Source organism: Kitasatospora sp. NPDC059795 (assembly GCF_042732175.1).
Taxonomy (GTDB): domain Bacteria; phylum Actinomycetota; class Actinomycetes; order Streptomycetales; family Streptomycetaceae; genus Kitasatospora.
Window position 1 is genome coordinate 228,767 of record NZ_JBHWID010000009.1, and the last position, 19,899, is coordinate 248,665.

22 protein-coding genes are annotated in these 19,899 nt (G+C 72.3%); 5 read left to right on the forward strand and 17 right to left on the reverse strand.

All coding sequences use genetic code 11. From position 1 onward, the window contains the following. Positions 1–168: 168 nt before the first annotated feature. The 12 genes from ACFV4P_RS20395 to ACFV4P_RS20450 form a co-directional block, all read right to left on the reverse strand. The gene (locus tag ACFV4P_RS20395) at positions 169–2,163 is read right to left on the reverse strand and encodes a DUF3987 domain-containing protein (RefSeq protein WP_380473003.1); all 1,995 of its coding nucleotides are present in this window, start codon (positions 2,161–2,163) and stop codon (positions 169–171) included. A 61-nt stretch (positions 2,164–2,224) separates the two neighbouring features. Next, positions 2,225–2,815: a hypothetical protein gene (locus ACFV4P_RS20400; protein ID WP_380473005.1), complete on the reverse strand. Its 591-nt coding sequence runs from the start codon at positions 2,813–2,815 to the stop codon at positions 2,225–2,227. 97 nt (positions 2,816–2,912) lie between these two features. Next, positions 2,913–3,353, reverse strand: coding sequence for a hypothetical protein (locus ACFV4P_RS20405; protein WP_380473007.1), 441 nt, complete (start codon positions 3,351–3,353; stop codon positions 2,913–2,915). Positions 3,354–3,519: 166 nt separating this feature from the next. Beyond that, on the reverse strand, positions 3,520–3,705 hold the full coding sequence (locus tag ACFV4P_RS20410) for a hypothetical protein (RefSeq protein WP_380473009.1): 186 nt from the start codon (positions 3,703–3,705) through the stop codon (positions 3,520–3,522). 214 nt (positions 3,706–3,919) lie between these two features. Then, positions 3,920–4,945, reverse strand: coding sequence for a hypothetical protein (locus ACFV4P_RS20415; protein ID WP_380473011.1), 1,026 nt, complete (start codon positions 4,943–4,945; stop codon positions 3,920–3,922). Between the two features lie 14 nt (positions 4,946–4,959). Beyond that, positions 4,960–5,364 (reverse strand): hypothetical protein, encoded by a 405-nt coding sequence (locus tag ACFV4P_RS20420; RefSeq protein WP_380473013.1) that lies wholly within the window; start codon positions 5,362–5,364, stop codon positions 4,960–4,962. Between the two features lie 17 nt (positions 5,365–5,381). Next, a complete protein-coding gene (locus ACFV4P_RS20425) occupies positions 5,382–6,497 on the reverse strand; it encodes a hypothetical protein (protein ID WP_380473015.1) in 1,116 nt (371 codons plus the stop codon). Positions 6,498–6,591: 94 nt separating this feature from the next. Next, positions 6,592–6,714 (reverse strand): hypothetical protein, encoded by a 123-nt coding sequence (locus ACFV4P_RS20430; protein WP_380473017.1) that lies wholly within the window; start codon positions 6,712–6,714, stop codon positions 6,592–6,594. Positions 6,715–6,777: 63 nt separating this feature from the next. After that, complete coding sequence (locus ACFV4P_RS20435) at positions 6,778–6,966, reverse strand: hypothetical protein (RefSeq protein ID WP_380473019.1); 189 nt, start codon at positions 6,964–6,966, stop codon at positions 6,778–6,780. After that, positions 6,966–7,208: a hypothetical protein gene (locus ACFV4P_RS20440; RefSeq protein WP_380473020.1), complete on the reverse strand. Its 243-nt coding sequence runs from the start codon at positions 7,206–7,208 to the stop codon at positions 6,966–6,968. The genes ACFV4P_RS20435 and ACFV4P_RS20440 overlap by 1 nt, the downstream gene beginning before the upstream one ends. Before the next feature lie 167 nt (positions 7,209–7,375). Next, positions 7,376–8,347, reverse strand: a complete 972-nt coding sequence (locus ACFV4P_RS20445) for a DUF2637 domain-containing protein (protein ID WP_380473022.1) — start codon at positions 8,345–8,347, stop codon at positions 7,376–7,378. Positions 8,348–8,444: 97 nt separating this feature from the next. After that, a complete protein-coding gene (locus ACFV4P_RS20450) occupies positions 8,445–8,741 on the reverse strand; it encodes a hypothetical protein (RefSeq protein ID WP_380473024.1) in 297 nt (98 codons plus the stop codon). A gap of 589 nt (positions 8,742–9,330) precedes the next feature. Between ACFV4P_RS20450 and ACFV4P_RS20455 the strand changes: the two genes are divergently transcribed. Together ACFV4P_RS20455 and ACFV4P_RS20460 are read left to right on the forward strand one after the other, a co-directional pair. Continuing rightward, entirely contained in the window at positions 9,331–10,179 is an 849-nt protein-coding gene (locus tag ACFV4P_RS20455) for a GntR family transcriptional regulator (protein WP_380473026.1), read from the forward strand. Next, positions 10,176–10,865 (forward strand): HAD family hydrolase, encoded by a 690-nt coding sequence (locus tag ACFV4P_RS20460; protein WP_380473028.1) that lies wholly within the window; start codon positions 10,176–10,178, stop codon positions 10,863–10,865. Before ACFV4P_RS20455 ends, ACFV4P_RS20460 begins: the two co-directional genes overlap by 4 nt. A gap of 204 nt (positions 10,866–11,069) precedes the next feature. Here ACFV4P_RS20460 and ACFV4P_RS20465 read toward each other — a convergent pair whose 3' ends face one another. The 3 genes from ACFV4P_RS20465 to ACFV4P_RS20475 form a co-directional block, all read right to left on the reverse strand. Next, entirely contained in the window at positions 11,070–11,630 is a 561-nt protein-coding gene (locus ACFV4P_RS20465) for an NUDIX hydrolase (protein ID WP_380473030.1), read from the reverse strand. A 5-nt stretch (positions 11,631–11,635) separates the two neighbouring features. Further along, a complete protein-coding gene (locus tag ACFV4P_RS20470) occupies positions 11,636–13,141 on the reverse strand; it encodes a hypothetical protein (protein WP_380473032.1) in 1,506 nt (501 codons plus the stop codon). Positions 13,142–13,221: 80 nt separating this feature from the next. After that, complete coding sequence (locus ACFV4P_RS20475; RefSeq protein WP_073807273.1) at positions 13,222–13,443, reverse strand: hypothetical protein; 222 nt, start codon at positions 13,441–13,443, stop codon at positions 13,222–13,224. 108 nt (positions 13,444–13,551) lie between these two features. On the opposite strand from ACFV4P_RS20475, the gene ACFV4P_RS20480 reads away from it, so the two are divergent. Next, on the forward strand, positions 13,552–14,916 hold the full coding sequence (locus ACFV4P_RS20480) for an FAD-binding oxidoreductase (protein WP_380473034.1): 1,365 nt from the start codon (positions 13,552–13,554) through the stop codon (positions 14,914–14,916). A 588-nt stretch (positions 14,917–15,504) separates the two neighbouring features. On the opposite strand, the gene ACFV4P_RS20485 is transcribed toward ACFV4P_RS20480, so the two are convergent. Beyond that, positions 15,505–16,374 carry a DMT family transporter gene (locus ACFV4P_RS20485; RefSeq protein WP_380473036.1) on the reverse strand — a complete coding sequence of 290 codons (870 nt, stop codon included), beginning with the start codon at positions 16,372–16,374 and terminating at the stop codon, positions 15,505–15,507. A gap of 381 nt (positions 16,375–16,755) precedes the next feature. Here ACFV4P_RS20485 and ACFV4P_RS20490 point away from each other — a divergent pair, with 381 nt between their 5' ends. Then, positions 16,756–18,417, forward strand: a complete 1,662-nt coding sequence (locus ACFV4P_RS20490; protein WP_380473038.1) for a long-chain fatty acid--CoA ligase — start codon at positions 16,756–16,758, stop codon at positions 18,415–18,417. A gap of 106 nt (positions 18,418–18,523) precedes the next feature. After that, positions 18,524–19,153 (forward strand): DUF4396 domain-containing protein, encoded by a 630-nt coding sequence (locus ACFV4P_RS20495; protein ID WP_380473040.1) that lies wholly within the window; start codon positions 18,524–18,526, stop codon positions 19,151–19,153. 54 nt (positions 19,154–19,207) lie between these two features. On the opposite strand, the gene ACFV4P_RS20500 is transcribed toward ACFV4P_RS20495, so the two are convergent. Then, positions 19,208–19,795, reverse strand: a complete 588-nt coding sequence (locus tag ACFV4P_RS20500; RefSeq protein WP_380473041.1) for a PepSY domain-containing protein — start codon at positions 19,793–19,795, stop codon at positions 19,208–19,210. Positions 19,796–19,899 lie beyond the last annotated feature (104 nt).

The following is a 19,899-nucleotide window of genomic DNA, read 5'->3' on the forward strand; positions in this document are numbered from 1 at the left end:
GGATGTCAGGGGAAATCGCTGACCTGCTGTTTTTGCTCCTGGCGGGGCGTCAGGGATTGTCAGGGATGTCAGGGGAATTCGGCTTTTCCCTGACATCCCTGACGTGCCCTGACGGTCGGTCAGGGGGTGTTTTGGCTGGTCAGGGGTTTTCCCTGACATCCCTGACGGTTACGGGGCTTCCGTCGTGTCTGCGGTGGTGGCGAGGCCGGGGTGGACACGGAACGTGACGGCGGGTTGGCGGCCTCGGCGGCCGTCGGCGGGGGGTTGATCGGTGCGGAGGTAGCCGTGCTGTTCGAGCAGGTGCAGGGCGGGTTCGACGTCGGCGACCTTCTTGAAGCGGCGGCTGCTGGCGACGGCATCGTGGGCCTTGATGTGGGTGCGGTGGGTGCCGTCCTGCTTCGGCCGCTGGAGCCACTGGAGGATCGCGTGGGCGTCCTCGGTGGCCGGGTCGGCGGCGATGAGGTCGAACACGGCGAGGGTGTGGGCGGTGTAGTAGTCGGCGATCTCGGCGGCGCGCTCGACGGTGGCGGCGTCGAGTTCGCCCCGCCACGAGCCCTGGTCCTGGTCGGAGGCGATGCGGTCGGCGAGGTGGAGCAGGACGGCGATGCGGGCGATGTGGCCGACCAGCTTGCCGGCCCAGTCCCGGATGTGGGCGAGCGGCTGGTCGGGGCGGAGCTGGACCTCGACCCGTTCCTGGAGCTTTTCGACGGCGAGGTCGGCGGCCTGGTCCATGACGACGGTGACCGGCTCGGCGAGGTTGGTCATGGCGCGGAGCAGGCGGGAGAGGTTGCGGTCGTAGGCGCCCGCGACGGCCTCGGGGATCGGGGTGGTCCGGATCTTGCGGTAGCCGAGGTTGGAGGGCGGCAGGGAGTAGAGGAAGCGGGCGAGCAGGCCGCGGTCGCGGGCGCCCGGGGCGGCGCCGAGTTCCTGGAGGACGGCGGGCTGCGGGGTGACGCCGATGGTGAGCGCCGGCCGGTCGGTCGTGGGCTGCTCGCGGGTGATGCGGTCGGTCTGGAGCCGCTCGCCCTTGTGGGCCTGGAGGAACACGCCGAGGTTCGGCTTGCTGCTGTAGCGGCCGGCGATGCTGTCGAACAGGTCGCCCTCGGGGGAGAGGGCGGCGAGGCAGCGGTGCACGCCGAGGTGGTGGGTGACGGTCTCCGGGGTGATGTCCCCGGACAGCGTCAGCCGCGGGTTCGGCGGGACGTCGATCTCCTCGGCGACCATCTTCGCGGCGGAGATCTCCGCGACGAGCTGGGCGCGGTCGGCGTCGGGGTTCTTGCGGGCCTTGGCCATCAGCGCCTCGACCTCGGCGAGCGCGGCGTCGCGGGTGGTCTCGGCCTCGATGATCCGGGAGCGGGCCTCGGCCTGGAGCTCGGCCTCGATCTTGTAGACGGGGCCGGTGGTCAGGCCGAACACGTCGCTCTTGCGGCTGGCCGGGGGCATCGCGCAGACCAGGTAGAGGTTGGACTGCTCGCACCAGCCGGGCCGGATCTGCACGCCGACCCGGTCGCCGGCGGCGGTGGACAGCGCGGCGAGGGTCATGGTGGCGGCCATGTCGGGCGGGGTCTGGGTGAACTCGGCGACCGCCTCGACGTAGGCGGCGACCCACTTGGGCAGGGCGTTGACGGGGAAGGTCGGCAGGCCGGTGTGGGAGCCGAGCGGGACGGGGTCGAGCCAGGTGTCGCCGGCGGCGAGGTCGGCGAGGACGGAGAGGGCGGCGGCGCGGACGGCGTCCAGGTCGGTCTCGCCGTCGCCGGCGAGGTGGGCGAGGCGGCTGGTGGTGGTGCCGATGCGGCGGCGCTCGGCGGCGATCCGCACGACCTCGGCGTAGTAGTCGCCGTTGGCGGCGGTGGGGGTCGCCTTGATGCAGGTGTGCAGGTAGCCGGGCCCGCCGACGCGTCCCAGGTCGCCCTGGGCGCGCAGAACGCCGGTCAGCAGCAGCGGGTCGACCGGCCGTTCGCCGCCGGCCATGCGGGTGATGGCGCGCCAGATCATCTCGTGCGCGGGGTGGTAGAAGACGCCGGGGTCGCCGAGCTGGGCGGCGAGGGCGGGGATCTGGGCGGGGTCGAGGAGGGCGGAGCCGATGACGGCCTGCTCGGCCGCCTTCACCTCGGCGGGCTCGGGCCGGAACGGGATCACGTTCGGGGCGAACTCGGTGGTCAACGGGAGCTCCTCTCGCGTGGAGCGGGGCGGCCCGCGCTGACGATCGGCGGGATCCGGGTGCTCATGACTTGGCTCCGATGAGGTTGTTGACGAGGTGGGCGTGCGTGTTCGCCCAGATCACCAGTGCTGCGATGGCGTTCTTGGCCTGGGCGGTCATGTCGTGGCCCGGCGTGGTGGCGGTCGGGGTGACGAGGACGTGGCTGGGGACGGGCAGCAGCACAGCGGCGGTGGCCAGCAGGGCGGGCCGGCCAGTGGAGTGCGGTTCGGTGAGGGCGGTGAAGCCGTCGGTGGTGGTCCACGTGTCGCGCTGCCAGTCGGCGAGGCGGTGGTCCGGTCGGGTGGCGAGGTGGTGGTGGCGCAGGGGGACGTCGATGCGGAGCGCGACCTGGTCCATGTCCTCGCCGTGGGTGACGAGCGTGAGGCCGTGCAGGTCGGGGCGGTGGCGGACGTAGCCGGGCGACATGACCGGGGCGGTGGCGACCTGCCAGACGGAGAACGCGAACTCGCGGGCGGACAGCGGGTCGCCGTCGTCGTGGAGCAGGCCGGCGTTGCGGGCGAGGTAGGCGCCGAAGCGGGAGCGGCCGTCGGAGGCGTCGCGGCGGTCGGCGACGTCGTCGACGATGGCGAGCGTGGAGCGGGTGAAGTCAGGCATGCTGTGTCCTGGTTCGTCTCGTACGGACTTGGGCCCCGCAGCAGCCGTCTCTCTGCCAAGATCTGGCGGCTGCTGCGGGGTTTTCGTGTGCCTGGGGTCAGGCGTAGAAGGCGAGTTGAGCGGCGGTTTCGGGGTCGAGGTCGCCCTGTTCGACGGCGTGGCTGAGCTCAGGGGTGAGCTTGTCGGCGGTGGGCTCCGGCGCCTTATCGGCGAGGGGAAGCAGGTGCCGGCTGCCGGCCAGCAGGGTGTTCACGGCGGTCGTGATCGTGGTCGGGGTGGCGATCAGGCCGTAGACCAGTTCGGCGGCGTGGTCGAGGAAGCCGCGGTCGTTCAGGCGGCCCCACCGCCAGCCGCTGACCTGCGTCCACACCAGCCCGAACGGGCCGTGCCGGTCGTTGCCGGGGATGCGGACGTAGATCTCGGTGAGCATGACCTCGCCGTCGCCGTTGGCGTACTGGCTGAACGAGTCGTCGGGGTCGGCGAGGTCGCCGAGGGCCGCGAGGACGGCCCGGAAGTACGGTTCGTGCGGGTTGCGCATGGACGCTGCCCCTTCGAGAGGAAGGGCCGGACTGTCCGGCCCCCGCACCGCCCAATAGCCGTCTCGCGGGCGGGTGTTGGGCGGCGCGGCGGGCGGCACAGGTCGGTCGGCAGTAGTGCAGGCCCCGCACACCTGCTGGCGTGCGGGGCCTGGTGCTGCGGGTCGGTCAGCGGGCGGTGGCGGCGGGGGTCTCGGTGATGGGGCCGGTCCAGACCTTCACGTCGGGGGTCCCGCCGTCGGCGCGGTAGTCGCGGGCGATCTCCTCGGCGAACTCGCGGGCGGTGCCGTCGAAGTAGGTGCCGTTGACTCGCTCGCCGGGGGCGGGCTGGTAGCTGTAGTGGGTGCGGGACATGGGGTTCCTCCGGGGTCTCGGGGCTCTGTAGTCGGGCGTGTAGTTGGGCTTGTAGTCGGGCTGTAGTCGGGGGTTGTAGTCGGTAGTTGTGCAGGTGGGAGGCGGTCTGTAGTCGGCCGGGGCGGGGCGGGGCCCGCTCTTGGGGGAGGGGCCCCGGAAGGGGCTTGGAGAGGGGCTCCGGAAGGGGCTTGGGGGGCCCCGAGCCGGACTCCACCTAGGCGGCCTGGGCGGGGGTGTGGTCGACGGCCGGGCGGGGCGGCAGGGAGGGGGTCCGGCCGAGGAGGTCGCGGAGGTAGGCCATGGACCACCCGGGGGAGGTCTTCCGTCGGTCCCCGATGACGACCCCGACCGACGGCTTCGGGGGGAGCCCGGCGGCCCTCACGGCGGCGCCGAATTCCCGGGTGTCGGCGCCCTGGTAGTGGCCGAAGTGCTGGAGGGTGGCGAGCGCCTCGGGGAGGATGACGTTGCCGGCCCCGCCGTCGGTGGTGGCGCGGATGGCGACCATGTGCTCGATGGTGGTTGCGAGTTCGGCGGGGGTGAGGGGCTGGGGTGCGGGGGCGGAGTCGTCCTCGTCGGCCTGGTCCTCGTCGTCCGCGGACTCCTGGTCGAGGTCGTCGTCGGCCTGGTCGTCGCCGTGCTCCTCCTCGTCGGCGTCGTCGGCCTGGTCGTCGCTGTCCTTCCGGTCGCGCTTGGCGGCTGCTGCCGCGGCGACGGCCATGGCGGTGGGGGTGGGGGCGTGCATGAGGGCGGCGAGCCACCAGGCGATGGCGAGGAGTTCCGCGCCGAGCGGGATCCAGGGGCGGGCGAGGGACCAAATCAGGGGGCCGCCGACGACGAGCAGCAGGGCGGCCGCGCCGGCCTGGTCGCCGAGCTTGCTGCGGAGGGCCTTGCTGGCGGCCTTCGCCTGCTCCTGCTGGACCTGGCGAACGGTCAGCCGGGCGGCTTCCCGGGCCTCGACCATCGCGGCGCGCTTGGCCGGGTCGGGCTCGCCCTCCAGCTTCTGCTGGAACGCGGCTTCGGCGTCGGCGGCGGCCTTGGCGGTGAGCGCCTCCTGCCGGGTACGGAGGTCGGCGGCGTCGGCGCGCTTCTTGCGCTGGGGCGCGGTGAGCTTGGCGACGAGGGGCGGGGTGCCGGCGATGGCTCCGGTGACGGGCCACAGGACGAGCGCGGGGAGCCAGTACTTCCGGTGGGGCTCGTCGGCGTCGGGCATGGTGGGGAGGAGGAGCGTCTTCATCGTCATGGTGTGGTGGCTCCTCAGCTCACGAAGGCGGTGACGACGCCGAACAGGGACTCGGGGAGGACCCAGATCCCCCCGGCGGCGGCGAACAGGCTGGGGGCGATCGCGCCGCAAACGGCGTCCTTCAAGGGCTTGGGCTTGAACCCGAAGACCAAGATCGTCAGGACGAGCGCGGTCGCGCCGACCTTCCACTCCCCGAGCGCGGAGTTGTTCTGGAACGCGTCGCTGAGCTGGGTGCCGATCCCGGAGATCTGCTGGAACGCGGTGCCCGCGTTGGCGCTCAGCATGCCGATGGTGAAGGCCCAGTAGGGGACGTGGTCCGGGTCTACGTGGATCTTGTTCTTCCCGCGGATGCCGGCGTACAGGTAGAGCGTGGTGGCGGTCGCGGCGCCGCCGGTGCCGAGGGCGATGAGGCTGCTCATGGTGTGTCTCCTGACGGTCAGTGGTGGAAGAGCGGGACGGCGGCGAAGAGGGGGCCGAGGCCGGCGACGACGACCAGGCCGGAGGCGACCGGGATGCGCGCGAGGACGAGGAGGGTGAGGGGCCAGCCGCGGGTGACCTCGGAGACCCGCTGGCGTCCGTGGTCGCGCACCCACAGGTCGAAGGCGAGCCCTCCGCCGGCGGCGGCCCATCCGGCGACCGGCCCGGCGACCGAGAGCAGGCCGATCAGGCCGGTGACGTAGCCGCCGGTGGCGGAGACCGCGGTGAGGATGCACCAGCGCCAGAAGCGCTTGGTGCGGTCGGACGGGCCCGCGATCCGGGCGGCCTGGCGGCGGGCGCGCCGGGCCTTCGCGGCGGCTTCGCGCTTGTCGGCGAGCTTGTGCAGGCGGTGTCGCTTGGTGCGCTGCTCGTCGGTCTCCCCGGCGGCGGCCAGCTCGGCGTCCTCGCGGGCGCGGCGACGGCGCTTGTCGAGCTCCCGCTCGGCCTCCAGGCGGGCGGCGCGCTCCTCGGGGGTCTCCCCGATTCGGGAGGCGAGCAGGTCGGCCATTCCCACCAGGTCGGTCCGCTGGAGCGGGCCCGGGTCGAGGATTTGCTCGACGCGGTGGCGTTCGACGCGCTGCTGGGCGTTCTCGCCGGCGGCGGCGTAGGCGGCGTCGCGTTTGGCGCGCTGCCGGGTGATCAGGTCCTCGTACTCGACCTGCTGGCGGGCGGCGCGCTGGGCCTCGGTCTCGGTGAGGAGCTGGTGGACCTGTTCGCCGAGCTGGCCGATCTGCTCGCCCATCCGATCGGCCATCCGGTCGGCGGCCTGCTCGAACTGGGCGCCCAGGGGTGCCCAGAATGCGGCAGCGGCGGCGTGCATCGCGGCGGCGTCGGCCTGCGCCGAGGCGGCGCTGGCGAATCCGGCCGCGGCGAACGCGGAGGGGATGTGAGCGGTGGCCCCGCCGAGCCCGCCCGCGGTCGGGGGCTCGGTGGGCGGCGGGGGAACGTCGTCCGGGACGCTGTCGTCGCGCCACCAGCTGGAGCACGTGGACCGGGTCGCGCCGGCGGTGGGCGGCTCGGTGGGGTACGGGGGGATGGTCGACGGCTGGGAGGGGAGCTGGGGGGTGGTGGTCATCGGGTCCACCCCTGACGGCGGGCCAGCTCGCGAGCGCCGAGCCAGATCAGCACCGCATTGGCGGGGATCAGGAGGATCAGCAGCAGCGTGGTGATCATCGCGAGTTCTCCCGGTCCCGATAGGCGCCGACGGCGAACGCGATGACGATCAGGGCGCCCGCGAGCGGGGCCAGCAGGAGCAGAAAGACGACCACGTCCACGAGGTCCGCCAAGTTCATGTGTGTTTCTCCAGGTCAGAGGCGGCGCGCACCCCGTGGTCGGCAGGGGTGCGCGCCGGGGATTCAGGAGGAGGTGCGGCCGAGCTGGTTGGTGCTGTGGCCGGTGCGCGGAGCGAGCAGCGGGCGGCCGTTGGCGCGGGCCTCGTCGTAGTCGGCGCCGGTCCAGGTGCGGCCGGCCTCGTCGACGTGGGTCGGGGTGTCCGTGCGGGTGCTCGGCCTCGACTCGGCGGCGGGGCGGGAGAAGAGACTCATCACCGCACCCCCACGAACTCGCCGCGCACGACCAGGACGTCGCCGTCGATCTCGGCGAGCAGGTAGTACGTGCCGCAGCCGGTACTGGTGGACGAGCCGTCGCTGGTGCGGCAGCTCAGGCACCACTTCGACTTGATCACCTCGCGCAGCTCGGCGACGCCGATCGGCTCGGTGGCGGTGTAGGAGTCCGGCTGGCCGGCCGGAAGCAGGTTGCCGATGATCGGCAGACAGCTGATGGTCACTTCGAGCCACCTCCCAGCAGGCCGCGCAGCAGGCGGGCGGCGGCGGACCCGGCGCGGGCCAGGTCGGCAGGGGTGACCGGGGGGGACAGGGGGCGGAGTGGAGTCGGGCATGGCGGAACTCCAAAAGTGGTGGGGGGAGGGAGAGTTGATGGAGCTCATGGCCGCTCTCAGGCGGCGAGAAGGGCCCGGGTGCCTTCCAGTTCCTGGAAGCGGGCGGCGACCCAGCCGGTGGACCAGCCGGTCAGCTCGACCACGCGCCGCTGCGTCGTGCCCGGCGCGCCGAGCGCGGCCCTGACGATCTCCCGCGCCACATCCTCGGGGACCTTCTCGGTGACGGCGGGGCCGGACAGCAGTTCGTCCCGCCGAGCCTGAAGGCCGGCGAGCCGCTGTTGCTCACGCTGGCGCTCGGCGCGCTCACGCTCGCTCGCGAGGCGCTCACGGGCCGCCCGGGCGGCCTGCTCGTCGGCTTCCTTCCGGGTCCGCTCGGCACGTTCGGCGGCCTCCCGGCGCTCCTGCGCTTCGTGGTTCTCGCGCAGCACCTTCAGGTCGTGCTCACGCTGCTCGCGTTCGCGCTCACGTCGGCGTTCGTCGGCTTCACGGGCGAGGCGGGCGGCGGTTTCGGCGGCTTCCTTCTGGTCGGCCCGGGCCCGTTCCTGCGCCTGCTCGGCGAGCCGCCGGCGCTCGTCCCGCTCGGCCCGCTCATGGGCCTCGCGGGCGGCCACGGCGCGGGCGATCGACCGCCGGTAGGCGAGCGAGGTCTCCGCCGTGACGATCAGCAGCAGCGGCGCAACGGAGTGGACCGCGACACCGACCGCATCCCGCTTCAGGGCGGATTCGCCCACGTTGAGCAGCACCGTCGCCACACCGGTCATCCAGCGCAGCACCACCGGCCACCGGCCGCCGTCACCGCCGAGACGGGCCAGGAGGCCGTCCATCCGCACCACGATCACCACCGCCGCGTCCACGACCAACGGCAAGATCGGAGCCGTCCAACCCCAGCCCTCCGGCGAGTGCGCGGACATCAGCGGCGTCACCGTGAGCATGCTGTACAGCACCGCACCGAACGTGATCGTCCACGTCCCGAAGCTCAAGATCCGCTCGGCCGACCGGACCTGCTGCGGCGTCACCAACCCGGTCATCGAACGCCCCGCTTCCCGCCCGACGAACGGGTGATGAGCACGAACACGCGCCCCGTGAGCACGACCCAACGGCGGTGAACGCGATGCATCAGCCCGTTCACGCCGCCACCCGCCCGACACCGGCGATGCGCCGGATGACCGCCGGGCGCCGCAGCGGCACCGGCGCGATGCTCAGCAGCCGCTCGGCGTAGGCGGCCAGCTCCGGGTCCTCCCGGCGCAGGTCCGCCACGATGGCGCTCGCGGCGTCCATCCGGGCCTCGCGCTCGATCTCGTTCTCACCCGGCACCCCGGTGAACAGCCGGGCGAACTCCGAGTCCACGACGACGACGCCGAGCGCCAGCTCGGCGAACTCGTCCTCGTCCAAGGCCGTCTGGCCTGCGACCATGTTCTTCACGGGTCTACCTCGTCTCTCGTGTGGAGGTGGCCCGGGGCCGCCGCGCGTTCCTTGGCCGGAGCGCGGCGGCCCGCTTCATGCGGGCCCTGGCTGTTCGTCACGTCCACGAGCAGCCACGACCCCCGGCACCTGCCCCGCAGTCATGGATGCGGGAGGTGTCGAGGGCTGTGGTCACTGGTGAAGCAAGGGGTTCGGTCTCAGCTGGGCGCGGTGCCGCTCGCTCCGGGGAGATCCCTCCCGGAGGTCGTCGCCGGCGAAAATGTCGGCCGCGTCGGTCTTTTGAGTCGGCTGCGTGTCCCATGTACGGCCGCCGTCTTAAGGGCGACCGAGGTGTCAGGGCGTGTGCCCCTTCTCTGCCGACTGGTCTCCACTCACCCCGACCGGCGTGGTCACGGAAGGACTTCGGTGGTGGATCACGCTCTTGAGTTGTCGGTGTTGGGTTTGTGCAGGTGAGAGCAGCCCAAAGAGGGCCACTCTGTGTCGCACCTGTCTCACTTGGTGCGGCACTCACAACATAGACAACCTGCTTAGGCAGGTCAAGAGAGTTGGGTTTCTCGCGTCTGTTGGGCACCTGGCCTAGCATGGGTCCATGGCCCTAGACCCAGATGACTCGCGCCCCCCGTATCAGCAGGTCAGCAGCTCTCTGCGGGCCTCGATCCTCACCAAGAAGCCGGGCTTCGAGACCGGCGACAAACTCCCCTCAGGACCCGAGCTGGCGAAGCACTTCGGCGTGGCGCGGGGCACGGTCGACAAGGCGCTCGACCTGCTCCGCACTGAGGGACTGATCGTGACCCGGCAGGGGAGCGGCTCCTTCGTCCGCGAGCGGACCTCTCGGCCGGTCGGGCTCCGGCCGCACCTGGAGGCGGCGTTCGAGCAGCAGCAGGTGACGCTCGACTTCGCCGGCTTCTCCAGCGAGACACTGCACAGCGCGTTGCAGGAGCCGCTCGACAAGGTCCGCTCCGGTCGGTTGGCACCAGAGTCCATCACCGTCCGCCTGCTGCTGCCTGACACGACCGAGCCGATGGCAGTGCCGGTGCTGGTCGACGGGCTCCAGGACGAAGCTGCCCTCCGGCAGCGCGCCCGCAACATCGCCTTGACGAACGCCGGCGGGATCGCGCACTCGGTGGAGATGCTGGCCGAGCTGGGCCTGGTCCAGAAGGCGAGTGTCCAGATCAAGGTCCACCGGGCGTCCAGCCTGTTCAAGCTGTACATCCTGAACCGGACCGAGGCGTTCTTCGGCTTCTACCCGCTCCGTGAGCGGACGGTTGCGATCAACGGCGACTCGCACACGTTCTTCGACGTCACAGGGAAGGACACCACCCTCTTTCACCACACCATGGGCCCTGACGACTCGTCACTCGGATCCCAGTACGTCCAGCAGGCCCAGACCTGGTTCGACAGCGTGTGGTCCACGATCGCGTACGAGCGTCAGGTATGACGGAGGCGAGCGCATCCCTCACGGGCCTGCTTCGCCCGGTCAAGCACGTGCTGCTCGACTTCGACGGCCCGGTCTGCTCTGTGTTCTCGGGCGTTCTCGCGCCCGACGTGTCGAAGAGCCTCCAGGAGGGGCTGGAGGCTCTCGGCTGGAAGATGCTGGCGGAAGGCCAGATCGAGACCGACCCGCTAGCCCTACTCCGCCTGGTCGCGGAGCACCGGCCGGACCTCGTTTCACCTGCCGACCGACGGCTCGCACTGCTTGAAACCGGGGCTGTTCAGTCTGGGCGCCCGAACCTCGGAGGCGAGGCAGTCTTGCGGGCCTGCGTCGAATCCGGGCGGGCGGTGTCGATCGTCAGCAACAACGCCACTGTGGCGATTGAGTCCTACCTTGCCGCTCATGACCTCGGTCGATATGTCACGCGGACGGTTGGCCGTACGCCGGGCGACCCGGCGTCGATGAAGCCGAGCCCGCGGCTCCTCCTCGAAGCCATGAGTGGCGGCGAGGCCCAGGACTTCATCTTCGTGGGCGATGCGGCGCGCGACGTTGAAGCCGGACTCGCGGCAGGGGTCGGCACCATCGGCTACGCGAATAAGCCCGGCAAGCGCGAGCGACTCGAAGCGGCCGGCGCGCTCGTGGTGGTTGACTCTATGCACTCCATCGCGGCAGCACTGGGCGGTGGAGCATAGGCGGAACGCGTACCCGGCAAGACGGGCTGTCCGGTGGAAAGTTGCCTGGTCAGAAGTCAAAACGGGACTGGATGTGCGGACGTTCTTGAAAACTGTCGTGGCCTCGCGCCACCGTGGGTTCAAATCCCACACCCTCCGCACCTGAGAACGGCCCCCGACCCACACCCGGCCGGGGGCCGTTCGGCGTTTCCGGGTGACGGGCCGTCAGGGGAGGCGGCCGTGGGTGTGGGCGAGGGTGAGGGCGGAGAGGGTCATGCCGTCGTCGAGGTGGCCGGTGGTGATCCAGTGGCGGAGGGTGGGGAGGGGGAGCCAGCGGGTTTCGGCGACTTCGGTGGTGTCGAGGGGCGCGGCGGTGGGGGTGGTGGGGACGGTGGCGTGGACGACGGCGACGGTGGTGGCGAGGAGGCCGGAGTCGGGGGTCATGGTGCCGAGGAGGTGGAACTCGGCTTCGGTGACGCCGAGTTCTTCGTGCAGTTCGGCCCGGGCGGTGACCAGCGGGTCGGCGTGCTGGGAGAAGCCGCGGGGCAGGCCCCACTGGGGGCGGCCGAGGGGGTAGCGGTAGGTGCGGACGAGTCCGATGAGGTCGTCGTGGACGGGGAGGATCACCACACCGAGGCCTTCCTCGCGGTGGCGGATCCGCAGGTAGTGTCCGGCGGCCCCGCCGGGGAAGGCGACTTCGTCGTCGTAGACGTCGACGAAGCGGTTGCGGTACGCGAGGACTTCGCGGGTGCGGCGGATGGCGTCCGGGTGTTCGGGGTCCGTCATGGGTGTCAGTTCCTCACGTCGACGACTCGTCCGAGTGCGCAGGCCAGCCGCCGGTTGGAGAGCCGGCGGACCATGCTGTCCTTGCCCTTGCGGTAGAGGACGTTGCCGACCGCGCCGGCCGCCATCGCGGGGTAGCCGACCAGTCCGGGCAGCTTCCACACTTCGGTGGCCATGGCGGGGCCGACCGCGCCTGCCGCGGTGAGCACCAGTTCGACGGCCATCCCGCCGATTGGGGCCAGGCCGACCCGGTCGCCGAGGACGGCGGCGACCCGGGCCAGGTGGGCGTCGAGTGCCTTGCGCGCGGTGAGCGGGTCCTCGGCCGCACGCAGCCGCGTCACGCCTTGCCAGAACGGGGACTTGGCGGTGCGCCCGCGTTCGGCGCGGGCCTGCAGCAGGGTGCCGATCGCGTCGCCGGCGTCGGCGCGAAGTGCCGCCATCCGGGTGCGTACCCGTGCGTCGGCGAGGCCGTCGGTCGCGCCGATCTTCAGCTCGAACAGCGGTCCGGCGGTATCGGCGTCGTTCCCGGCCGGGACGGCCCGCGCGGAGGGGTGGGCACGGGCGCGGTACTGGGCGAGGGCGAGTTCCTGGGCGGTGGCGCGGGCGGCGAGTCGGCGGTCGTCGAGGCCGAGGCCGGTGCTGAGGGTGGTGTCGGCGATGCCGATGGAGTCGACCACGATCAGGTTGTAGAGGGTGTCGACGTATTCGATCAGCAGACCGAGGGTCTCCGGCCCGCCGACGATCTCCTCGGGGGTCCGCCCGGCGGGGTCGCCGGGCCACGGCCATGGCAGCCGGAGTCGGCTGCGGTGGTGGAAGGCGTGCGGCCGGTCGGCACCGAGGCGGCGGATCGCGGTGGCCAGGGTGGCGTGCACCTCCCGTTGGAGCTCGGGCAGGTCGGCGGCCGCCCGTCCCATCGGGGAGGTCTCGTCGGCGGTGGCGACGACCAGCTCTTCGAGGGTCTGCGGCCGGGCCGGCGGGCGGGCCGCCACCCGGGGGAGGTGCCGGAACTCGTCGAGCACGAGGGCGAGTCCGCCGGCGCGTTCCGGGTCGAGCCATTCGGCGTTCAGCAGCCGGTCGAGGGAGGCGGCCTGTTCCCGGACGTCGCCGGGGTCGAGGCCGTGGGCGGCGGGGTCGTTGAGTTCGGGCAGCAGGACGCTCCGGAACGGGTCGGCCGGATCGGCCGTCCTGGTGAGGATGCCGGTCACCGCCTCCTCGTACGAGCGTGCCCCGAACAGGTGGACCCGGAAGGGACGTTCGCCCGGTGCACGGGTGTCCCGGGCGCGCAGCACCGTGGCCGCGACCTGCTGGAACCCGAACGAGTCGAAGGCGTACGACTGCGGGACGACCACCTCGCGGCCGAGCGCCAGCGTCATCAGCACCTCGGTGAAGATCTGCAGCTGCAGTTCCTCGCCCGCCCGCTCATCCGGACCTCCGCCGGTCCGGACCGGCCGGACCGCCCGGGCCGAGTCGAGCGATTCCAGGTACTGGTACCGCGTGCCGTCGTCGTACGCCATGTCGTGCCCCCCAGAACGAACCGTCGCTCCGGGACGCTACCCGTGGCGTCCGGCGCTGACCAGCCCCGGTCGGCGGGGTGTCAGAACAGCGTCGGCGGCCCGTCCTGGGCCGGTAGGCCGGGGAGGGTGTCCTGCCACAGGGTGGCGTCGGTGAGGGGGAGTTGACGCATGCTGCCGTCGCAGAGGACGAGCGAGCGGCGGTCGCGTTTGTGGTCGTGGATGACGCCGTAGCCGGTGCGGCGGGTGGGCATCAGGGCGACCGGGCGGCCGCAGGCGGGGCACTGGACACGGGGTGCGCGCATGCGCACCAGAGTGCCCGAGCGGACCGACAACGCGACAGTGGGGGCGGAGGCCGCTTGCCCGGGCATGGGTGGGGGAGGAGAGTGCGGGCGGGACGAGTGGAGGTTGTCGTGGGTGAGTTGGTCGAGCGGTTGCGGGCGGGCCTGCCGGACGGCGCCGTCGCGGTGGATCCGGACGTCACGGGCTCGTACGCGCGGGACATGGCGGGGTTCTGCGAGGCGGGGGCGCCGGCGGTGCTGGTGTTCCCGGAGACGGTCGAGCAGGTGCAGTTCGTGATGCGGACGGCGACGGAGCTGCGGGTGCCGGTGGTGCCGCAGGGCGCGCGGACGGGGTTGTCCGGCGGTGCGAACGCCGTCGACGGCTGCATCCTGCTCTCGCTGACCCGGATGAACCGGATCCTGCTGCTGGACCCGGTCGACCGGATCGCGATCGTGCAGCCGGGCGTGGTGAACGCCGAGCTGTCCCGGGCGGCCGAGGCCCGGCAGCTGGCGTACCCGCCGGACCCGTCGAGCTGGGAGTCCTGCACGATCGGCGGCAACATCGGCACCGGCGCGGGCGGCCTGTGCTGCGTGAAGTACGGCGTGACCAGCGAGTACGTGCTCGGCCTGGACGTGGTGCTGGCCGACGGCCGGCTGCTGCGGACGGGCCGGCGCACCGCCAAGGGCGTCGCGGGCTACGACCTGACGCGGCTGCTGGTCGGCTCCGAGGGCACCCTCGGCGTGGTGGTCGAGGCGGTGCTGGCGCTGCGGCCCGCGCCGGGCCCGCAGTTGGTGCTGGCGGCCGAGTTCGACTCGGTGGACGCCGCGGGGCGGGCGGTGTGCGACGTGATGGCCGCCGGGTTCACGCCCTCGTTGATGGAGCTGATGGACGCCACCACCGTCCGCGCGGTCAACGAGATGACGCAGATGGGGCTGCCGGAGTCGACCCGGGCGCTGTTGCTGGTGGCCTTCGACGGGCCGGACCAGCAGGAGCGGCTGGCCGCGGTCGGCGAGCTGTGCACGGCCGCCGGGGCCACCGGCGTGGTGCCGGCCGAGGACCGGGCGGAGTCCGAACTGCTGCTCCAGGCACGGCGGTCGGCGCTGCCCGCGCTGGAGCGGATGGGCACCACGATGATCGACGACGTGGCGGTGCCGCGCAGTGCGCTGGCCGCGATGCTGAACGGTGTCGCCGAGATCGCCGAGCGGCACCGGCTGACCATCGGCGTGGTCGCGCACGCCGGTGACGGCAACACCCACCCGGTGGTGATCTTCGACGCCCGGGACCCGGAGCAGGCGGAGCGGGCCCGGGCCTCCTTCGACGAGATCATGGCGCTCGGCCTGGAGCTGGGCGGCACCGTGACGGGCGAGCACGGCATCGGTCTGCTGAAGCGCGAGTGGCTGGCCCGGGAGCTCGGCCCGGTCGGGTTGGAGCTGCAGCGGCAGATCAAGGCGGTCTTCGATCCGCTGGGCCTGCTCAACCCGGGAAAGATGATCTGAGGATCATTCCGAATGGGGGTCGGATTTCCACCCCATAAGCCACCGCTGAGCTTCCACCCGAAAATCGACATTCGACGGTCACCGCACCACGGCGGGGCGCGGACGCCTCGTTCACGCGCCCGAAGGGTGGTGCGACGCGCCGGAAATCACGTGTCCGGAGGCCCGCCCGGACGGGGCTCGCGGCTGCCCGCAGCAACAGAAAAGGCCAGCTCAGTGCCGCTCCGAGGGTCCGGCTCAGGCCCCACTCCGGTTGCCGCCCAGGGCCTTTTGCTCACGCGAACGGGGGAAAAGGTTCGGCGGTGCTGGTGTTTTGTCGATTTGTTGCGGAAATCTATTCCTCGGCGGCCACCAGCAGCACGCCAGCAGCACGTCAGCAGCACGGAGGAATCTATGACGCACTACTGACCTTCCGGCGGAACGTGCGGCCGGACCGGCGGGGGCGCCGGACCGGCCGGAGCACGGACCGCCGGAGCACCCGGGAGTGGAAAGGGTCACCCGCCTCGGGGCGCACGGTCGAGCAGAAAACCCCTCGGGGGCGCGGCAGCCGCACAGCGGCACCGCGCCCCCGAGGGGTGTCGGACGGCGGGTCTACCTCCGGGCGGTGAGCGTGGCCCCGACACTGGCGGCGACCACGCAGAAGATGCCGAACAGCTGCGGCAGCCCCAGCACCTGGCCGAGCACCAGCAGGCCGACCAGCGCGCTGACCGCCGGGTCCAGGCTGACGATCACGCTGAACACCCGCTGGGACATCCGGCGCAGCGCGACCATCTCCAGCGCGTACGGCAGCACCGGGAAGAGCAGTGCGACACCCGCGATCGCGAGCAGCAGCAGGGCGGGGGAGGAGGAGCCGGCCAGGCCGTGCACCGCCTCGGCGGCGCCGAACGGGGCGAGCACCACCATGCCGACGGTGAACGAGACCGCCAGGCCCTCGAAGCCGCGGAAGGCGGCGCCGACCTTGTCGGTGAACAGGATGTAGCCGGCGTAGCAGGCGGCCGCCCCGAAGGCGCAGGCCAGGCCGACCGGGTCCAGGTGGGCGCCGGACTCGCCGTGGCCGAACAGGGTGAGCAGCACCACGCCGGCGGCGGCGAGCATCGCCCACAGCACGTGTCCGGCGCGCCGGGCGAAGACCAGGGCGACGGCGAGCGGGCCGAGGAACTCGATGGTGGCGGCGGTGCCCATCGGCAACCGGTCGACGGCCGCGGCGAACAGCAGGGTCATGCCGGCGGACGCGACGCCGAGCAGCCCGGCCATCGCCAGGTCGCGCGGGCTGCGGCCGCGCAGCCGGGGGCGGGTGAAGGCGAGCAGCACGACGGCGGCGAAGGAGATCCGCAGGAAGGTGGCGCCGGCCACTCCGAGCACCCCGAACAGTGGCTTGGACGCGGCCACGCCGAGCTGCACCGCCACCATCGAGACCACGCACAGCACCGGTGCCGGGATGCCGCCCAGCCGTCGTCGCATGCCACTTGCCCGGGCCTGACCGGAACCAGCCGTGACCTTGGAAACAGAGGCAATGGCCGGGAGCTCGGTGGTGCTTTCGACGGTGAGGGAGGTGCCTGACATGGGATCGAGTTTGACGTAAGGAGTGCTATTGGTCAAAGACGGTTACCGTCGGATGGCGAGCGGATGGCCGCGGGGCCACTGCGGGGGCCGGGCGGGCGGTCCGGCGGCCCGGCCGGCGGGTAGGGGATCAGGTGAAATCCGGCGCGGAGATCGGCGGCCGACGGCTCGGTCTCATCTCGGTTGCGGCTACTGACAGCGCGGGTGTGCCGAGTAAACAATCGAGGACATCGCCTACTACCTGCGGGTAATAAATCCGCCGGCCGGTCAAGGAGGACCCTGGTGTACAGCACGATGCAGGACGTTCCACTCACCGTCGCCCGGATCCTGCAGCACGGGTCCACCATCCACGGCCGTTCGACGGTCACCACCTGGACCGAGAACGGCCCGGTCGTGCGCACCTTCGCCGAGATCGGCGCCCGCGCCGCGCAGCTCGCGCACGCACTCCGCGAGGAGTTCCGGGTCGCCGACGGCGAGGCCGTCGGGACGCTGATGTGGAACAACACGGAGCACCAGGAGGCGTACCTGGCGATACCGTCCATGGGTGCGGTGCTGCACACCCTGAACCTGCGGCTGCCCGCCCAGCAGCTGGCGTACATCGTCCGGCACGCCGCGGACCGGGTGGTGATCGTCAACGGCTCGGTGCTGCCGCTGCTCGCCGCCGTCCTTCCGCAGCTCGGCGACGTGGTCCGGCACGTGGTGGTGGCCGGCCCGTACGACCCGGCGCTGCTGGCGGGCTTCGAGGGGACGGTGCACGACTACGAGGCGCTGATCGCCGGCCGCCCGACCGACTACCCGTGGCAGACCGACATCGACGAGAAGCAGGCCGCCGCGCTCTGCTACACCTCGGGCACCACCGGCGACCCCAAGGGCGTGGTGTACAGCCACCGGTCGATCTACCTGCACTCGATGCAGATCATCGCCGCCGACAGCTTCGGCCTGACCGCCCGCGACACCGTGCTGCCGGTGGTGCCGATGTTCCACGTCAATGCCTGGGGCATGCCGCACGCGGCGTTCATGACCGGTTCGAGCATGCTGATGCCGGACCGCTTCCTGCAGCCCAAGCCGCTGGCCGAGATGATCGACCAGGTGAAGCCGACCTTCGGCGCCGCCGTCCCGACCATCTGGACCGGCCTGCTGGACGAGCTGGACGCCGGCGACTACGACACCTCCACCCTGAAGACCGTGGTGATCGGCGGTTCGGCCTGTCCGCCCGTGCTGATGAAGGCCTTCGAGGAGCGGCACGGGATCCGGGTCATCCACGCCTGGGGCATGACCGAGACCTCCCCGCTGGGCACCGTCGCCCACCCGCCGGCCGGCGTCACCGGCGAGGACGAGTGGGCCTACCGGGTCACCCAGGGCGTCTTCCCCGCCTCCGTGGAGGCCCGGCTGATCGGCCCCGGCGGCGAGCCGATGCCGCACGACGGCGTCGCCGAGGGCGAGCTGGAGGTGCGCGGCCCGTGGATCGCCGGGGCGTACTTCGGCGGCGCGGACGGCGAGGCGGTCCGGCCCGAGGACAAGTTCAGCCCGGACGGCTGGCTGCGCACCGGCGACGTCGGCACCATCACCGCCAACGGCTACCTGACCCTCACCGACCGGGCCAAGGACGTGATCAAGTCCGGTGGGGAGTGGATCAGTTCGCAGGCCCTGGAGAACCACCTGATGGCCCACCCCGAGGTGGCCGAGGCCGCCGTGGTGGCCGTCCCGGACGAGAAGTGGGGCGAGCGCCCGCTGGCCACCGTGGTGCTGCGGCCCGGTGCCACCGTCGGCCTGCCCGAGCTGCGGGCCTTCCTGGCCGAGCGGGTCGCCTCCTGGCAGCTGCCGGAGCGCTGGTCGCTGATCGAGGCGGTGCCGAAGACCTCGGTGGGCAAGTTCGACAAGAAGGTGATCCGCGCCGACTACGCCGCCGACCGGCTGGACGTGAAGGTGATCGGCAAGGGATGACCCCGGACGGCCCCTCCCCGGGGCGCTCCGAGAAGCCTGGTGGAATACCCCTGGGGGGTATATCGTTCGGGCTGACCGGAACGCACCGGACCAGGAGGGGCCGACCATGGAGCACACCGAGCATCCGGGCCACGAGGGGCACCAGGGCCACCAGCACCACGGGAACCACGGGCACCACTCCGGGCACGAGCACCATGTCGGACACCGGGACCGGCACGCGCAGCACAGCGAGCACGGTGACCACAGCGGCCACCGCGAGCACGCGCACGCCGGCCAGCACGGACACCACGCCCACGGCGGCGGCAGCAGCTGGCGCACCGCCGCGCAGGCGACGCTGCACTGCCTCACCGGCTGCGCCATCGGCGAGATCCTCGGCCAGGTGATCGGCGTCGGCTTCGGCCTGCACAACGGCGCGACCGTGGCGCTGTCGATCGCCCTGGCGTTCGTCTTCGGCTACGCGCTGACCGCCCGCGGCGTGCTGAAGGCCGGCCTGAGCGTCCGTGCGGCGGCGAAGGTCGCGCTGGCCGCCGACACCGTGTCGATCCTCGTCATGGAGCTGATCGACAACGGCGTGATGGTCGCCGTCCCGGGCGCGATGAACGTCGGACTGGGGCAGCTGCTGTTCTGGGTGTCGCTGGCCGCCTCGCTGGTGCTGGCGTTCGTCGTCACCGTGCCGGTCAACCGCTGGCTGATCGGCCGCGGACTCGGCCACGCCGTCGTGCACGCCTATCACTGACCGCACGGAAAGGGGCCCGCCGCGACCACTCGCGGCGGGCCCCTTTCCGTGCGGTCAGCGGCCGTTCACGGTGGTGTTGCCGGTGATCGACCCGTCGGCGCCGTCCACCGTCACCAGGTGGCGGACCCCGTCGGTGCCGAGCACCTCGACCGCCCACGAGCTGCCGCCGCCCTCCCGGCCGACCACCGACAGGGCGTCCGCCTTGCCGCCGGGCACCGCGCCGACCGCCTTGGTCAGCGCCTGGTCGGCGGGCACGGTCGGCAGCGCGGCCGGCGCGAGCTGCGCCGCCCGACCGCCCGGCTGGACGGCCCCGTCGCGGCGCGTCGCCTTCCCGCCGCCCTTCCGCTCGTCGTTCCGGCCGTCGTTCCGGCCGTCCTTGTGCGCCCCCGGAGCCCAGGGCGCCTCGGGCGCACCCGGCATCGGCTGGGCGAGCGTCCGGTCCCACATCGGCCGCGAGTGCTCCGGGTGGTGCAGAGCCGCCCCGACGGTGACCGCGCCGACCCCGAGCACCACCGCGACCGCCGCGCCCAGCGCCCACCGGCCACCCCGCCGCTTCGGCAGCCGGAACCGGCGCCGACGGGCCGCCTTCTCCCTCTCGACCTCGGCCTCGGACTCGAACGGCTCCGACTGCGGCTCGGACATCTGCCCACCACTTCCCCTCGACGACCCCGGCCGGGACCAGTCCGCCGGCCGGGGCGCCCAGCATGCCGCCACCCGCCTGAAGCCAAGCTGAAGCCGCCCCCGCC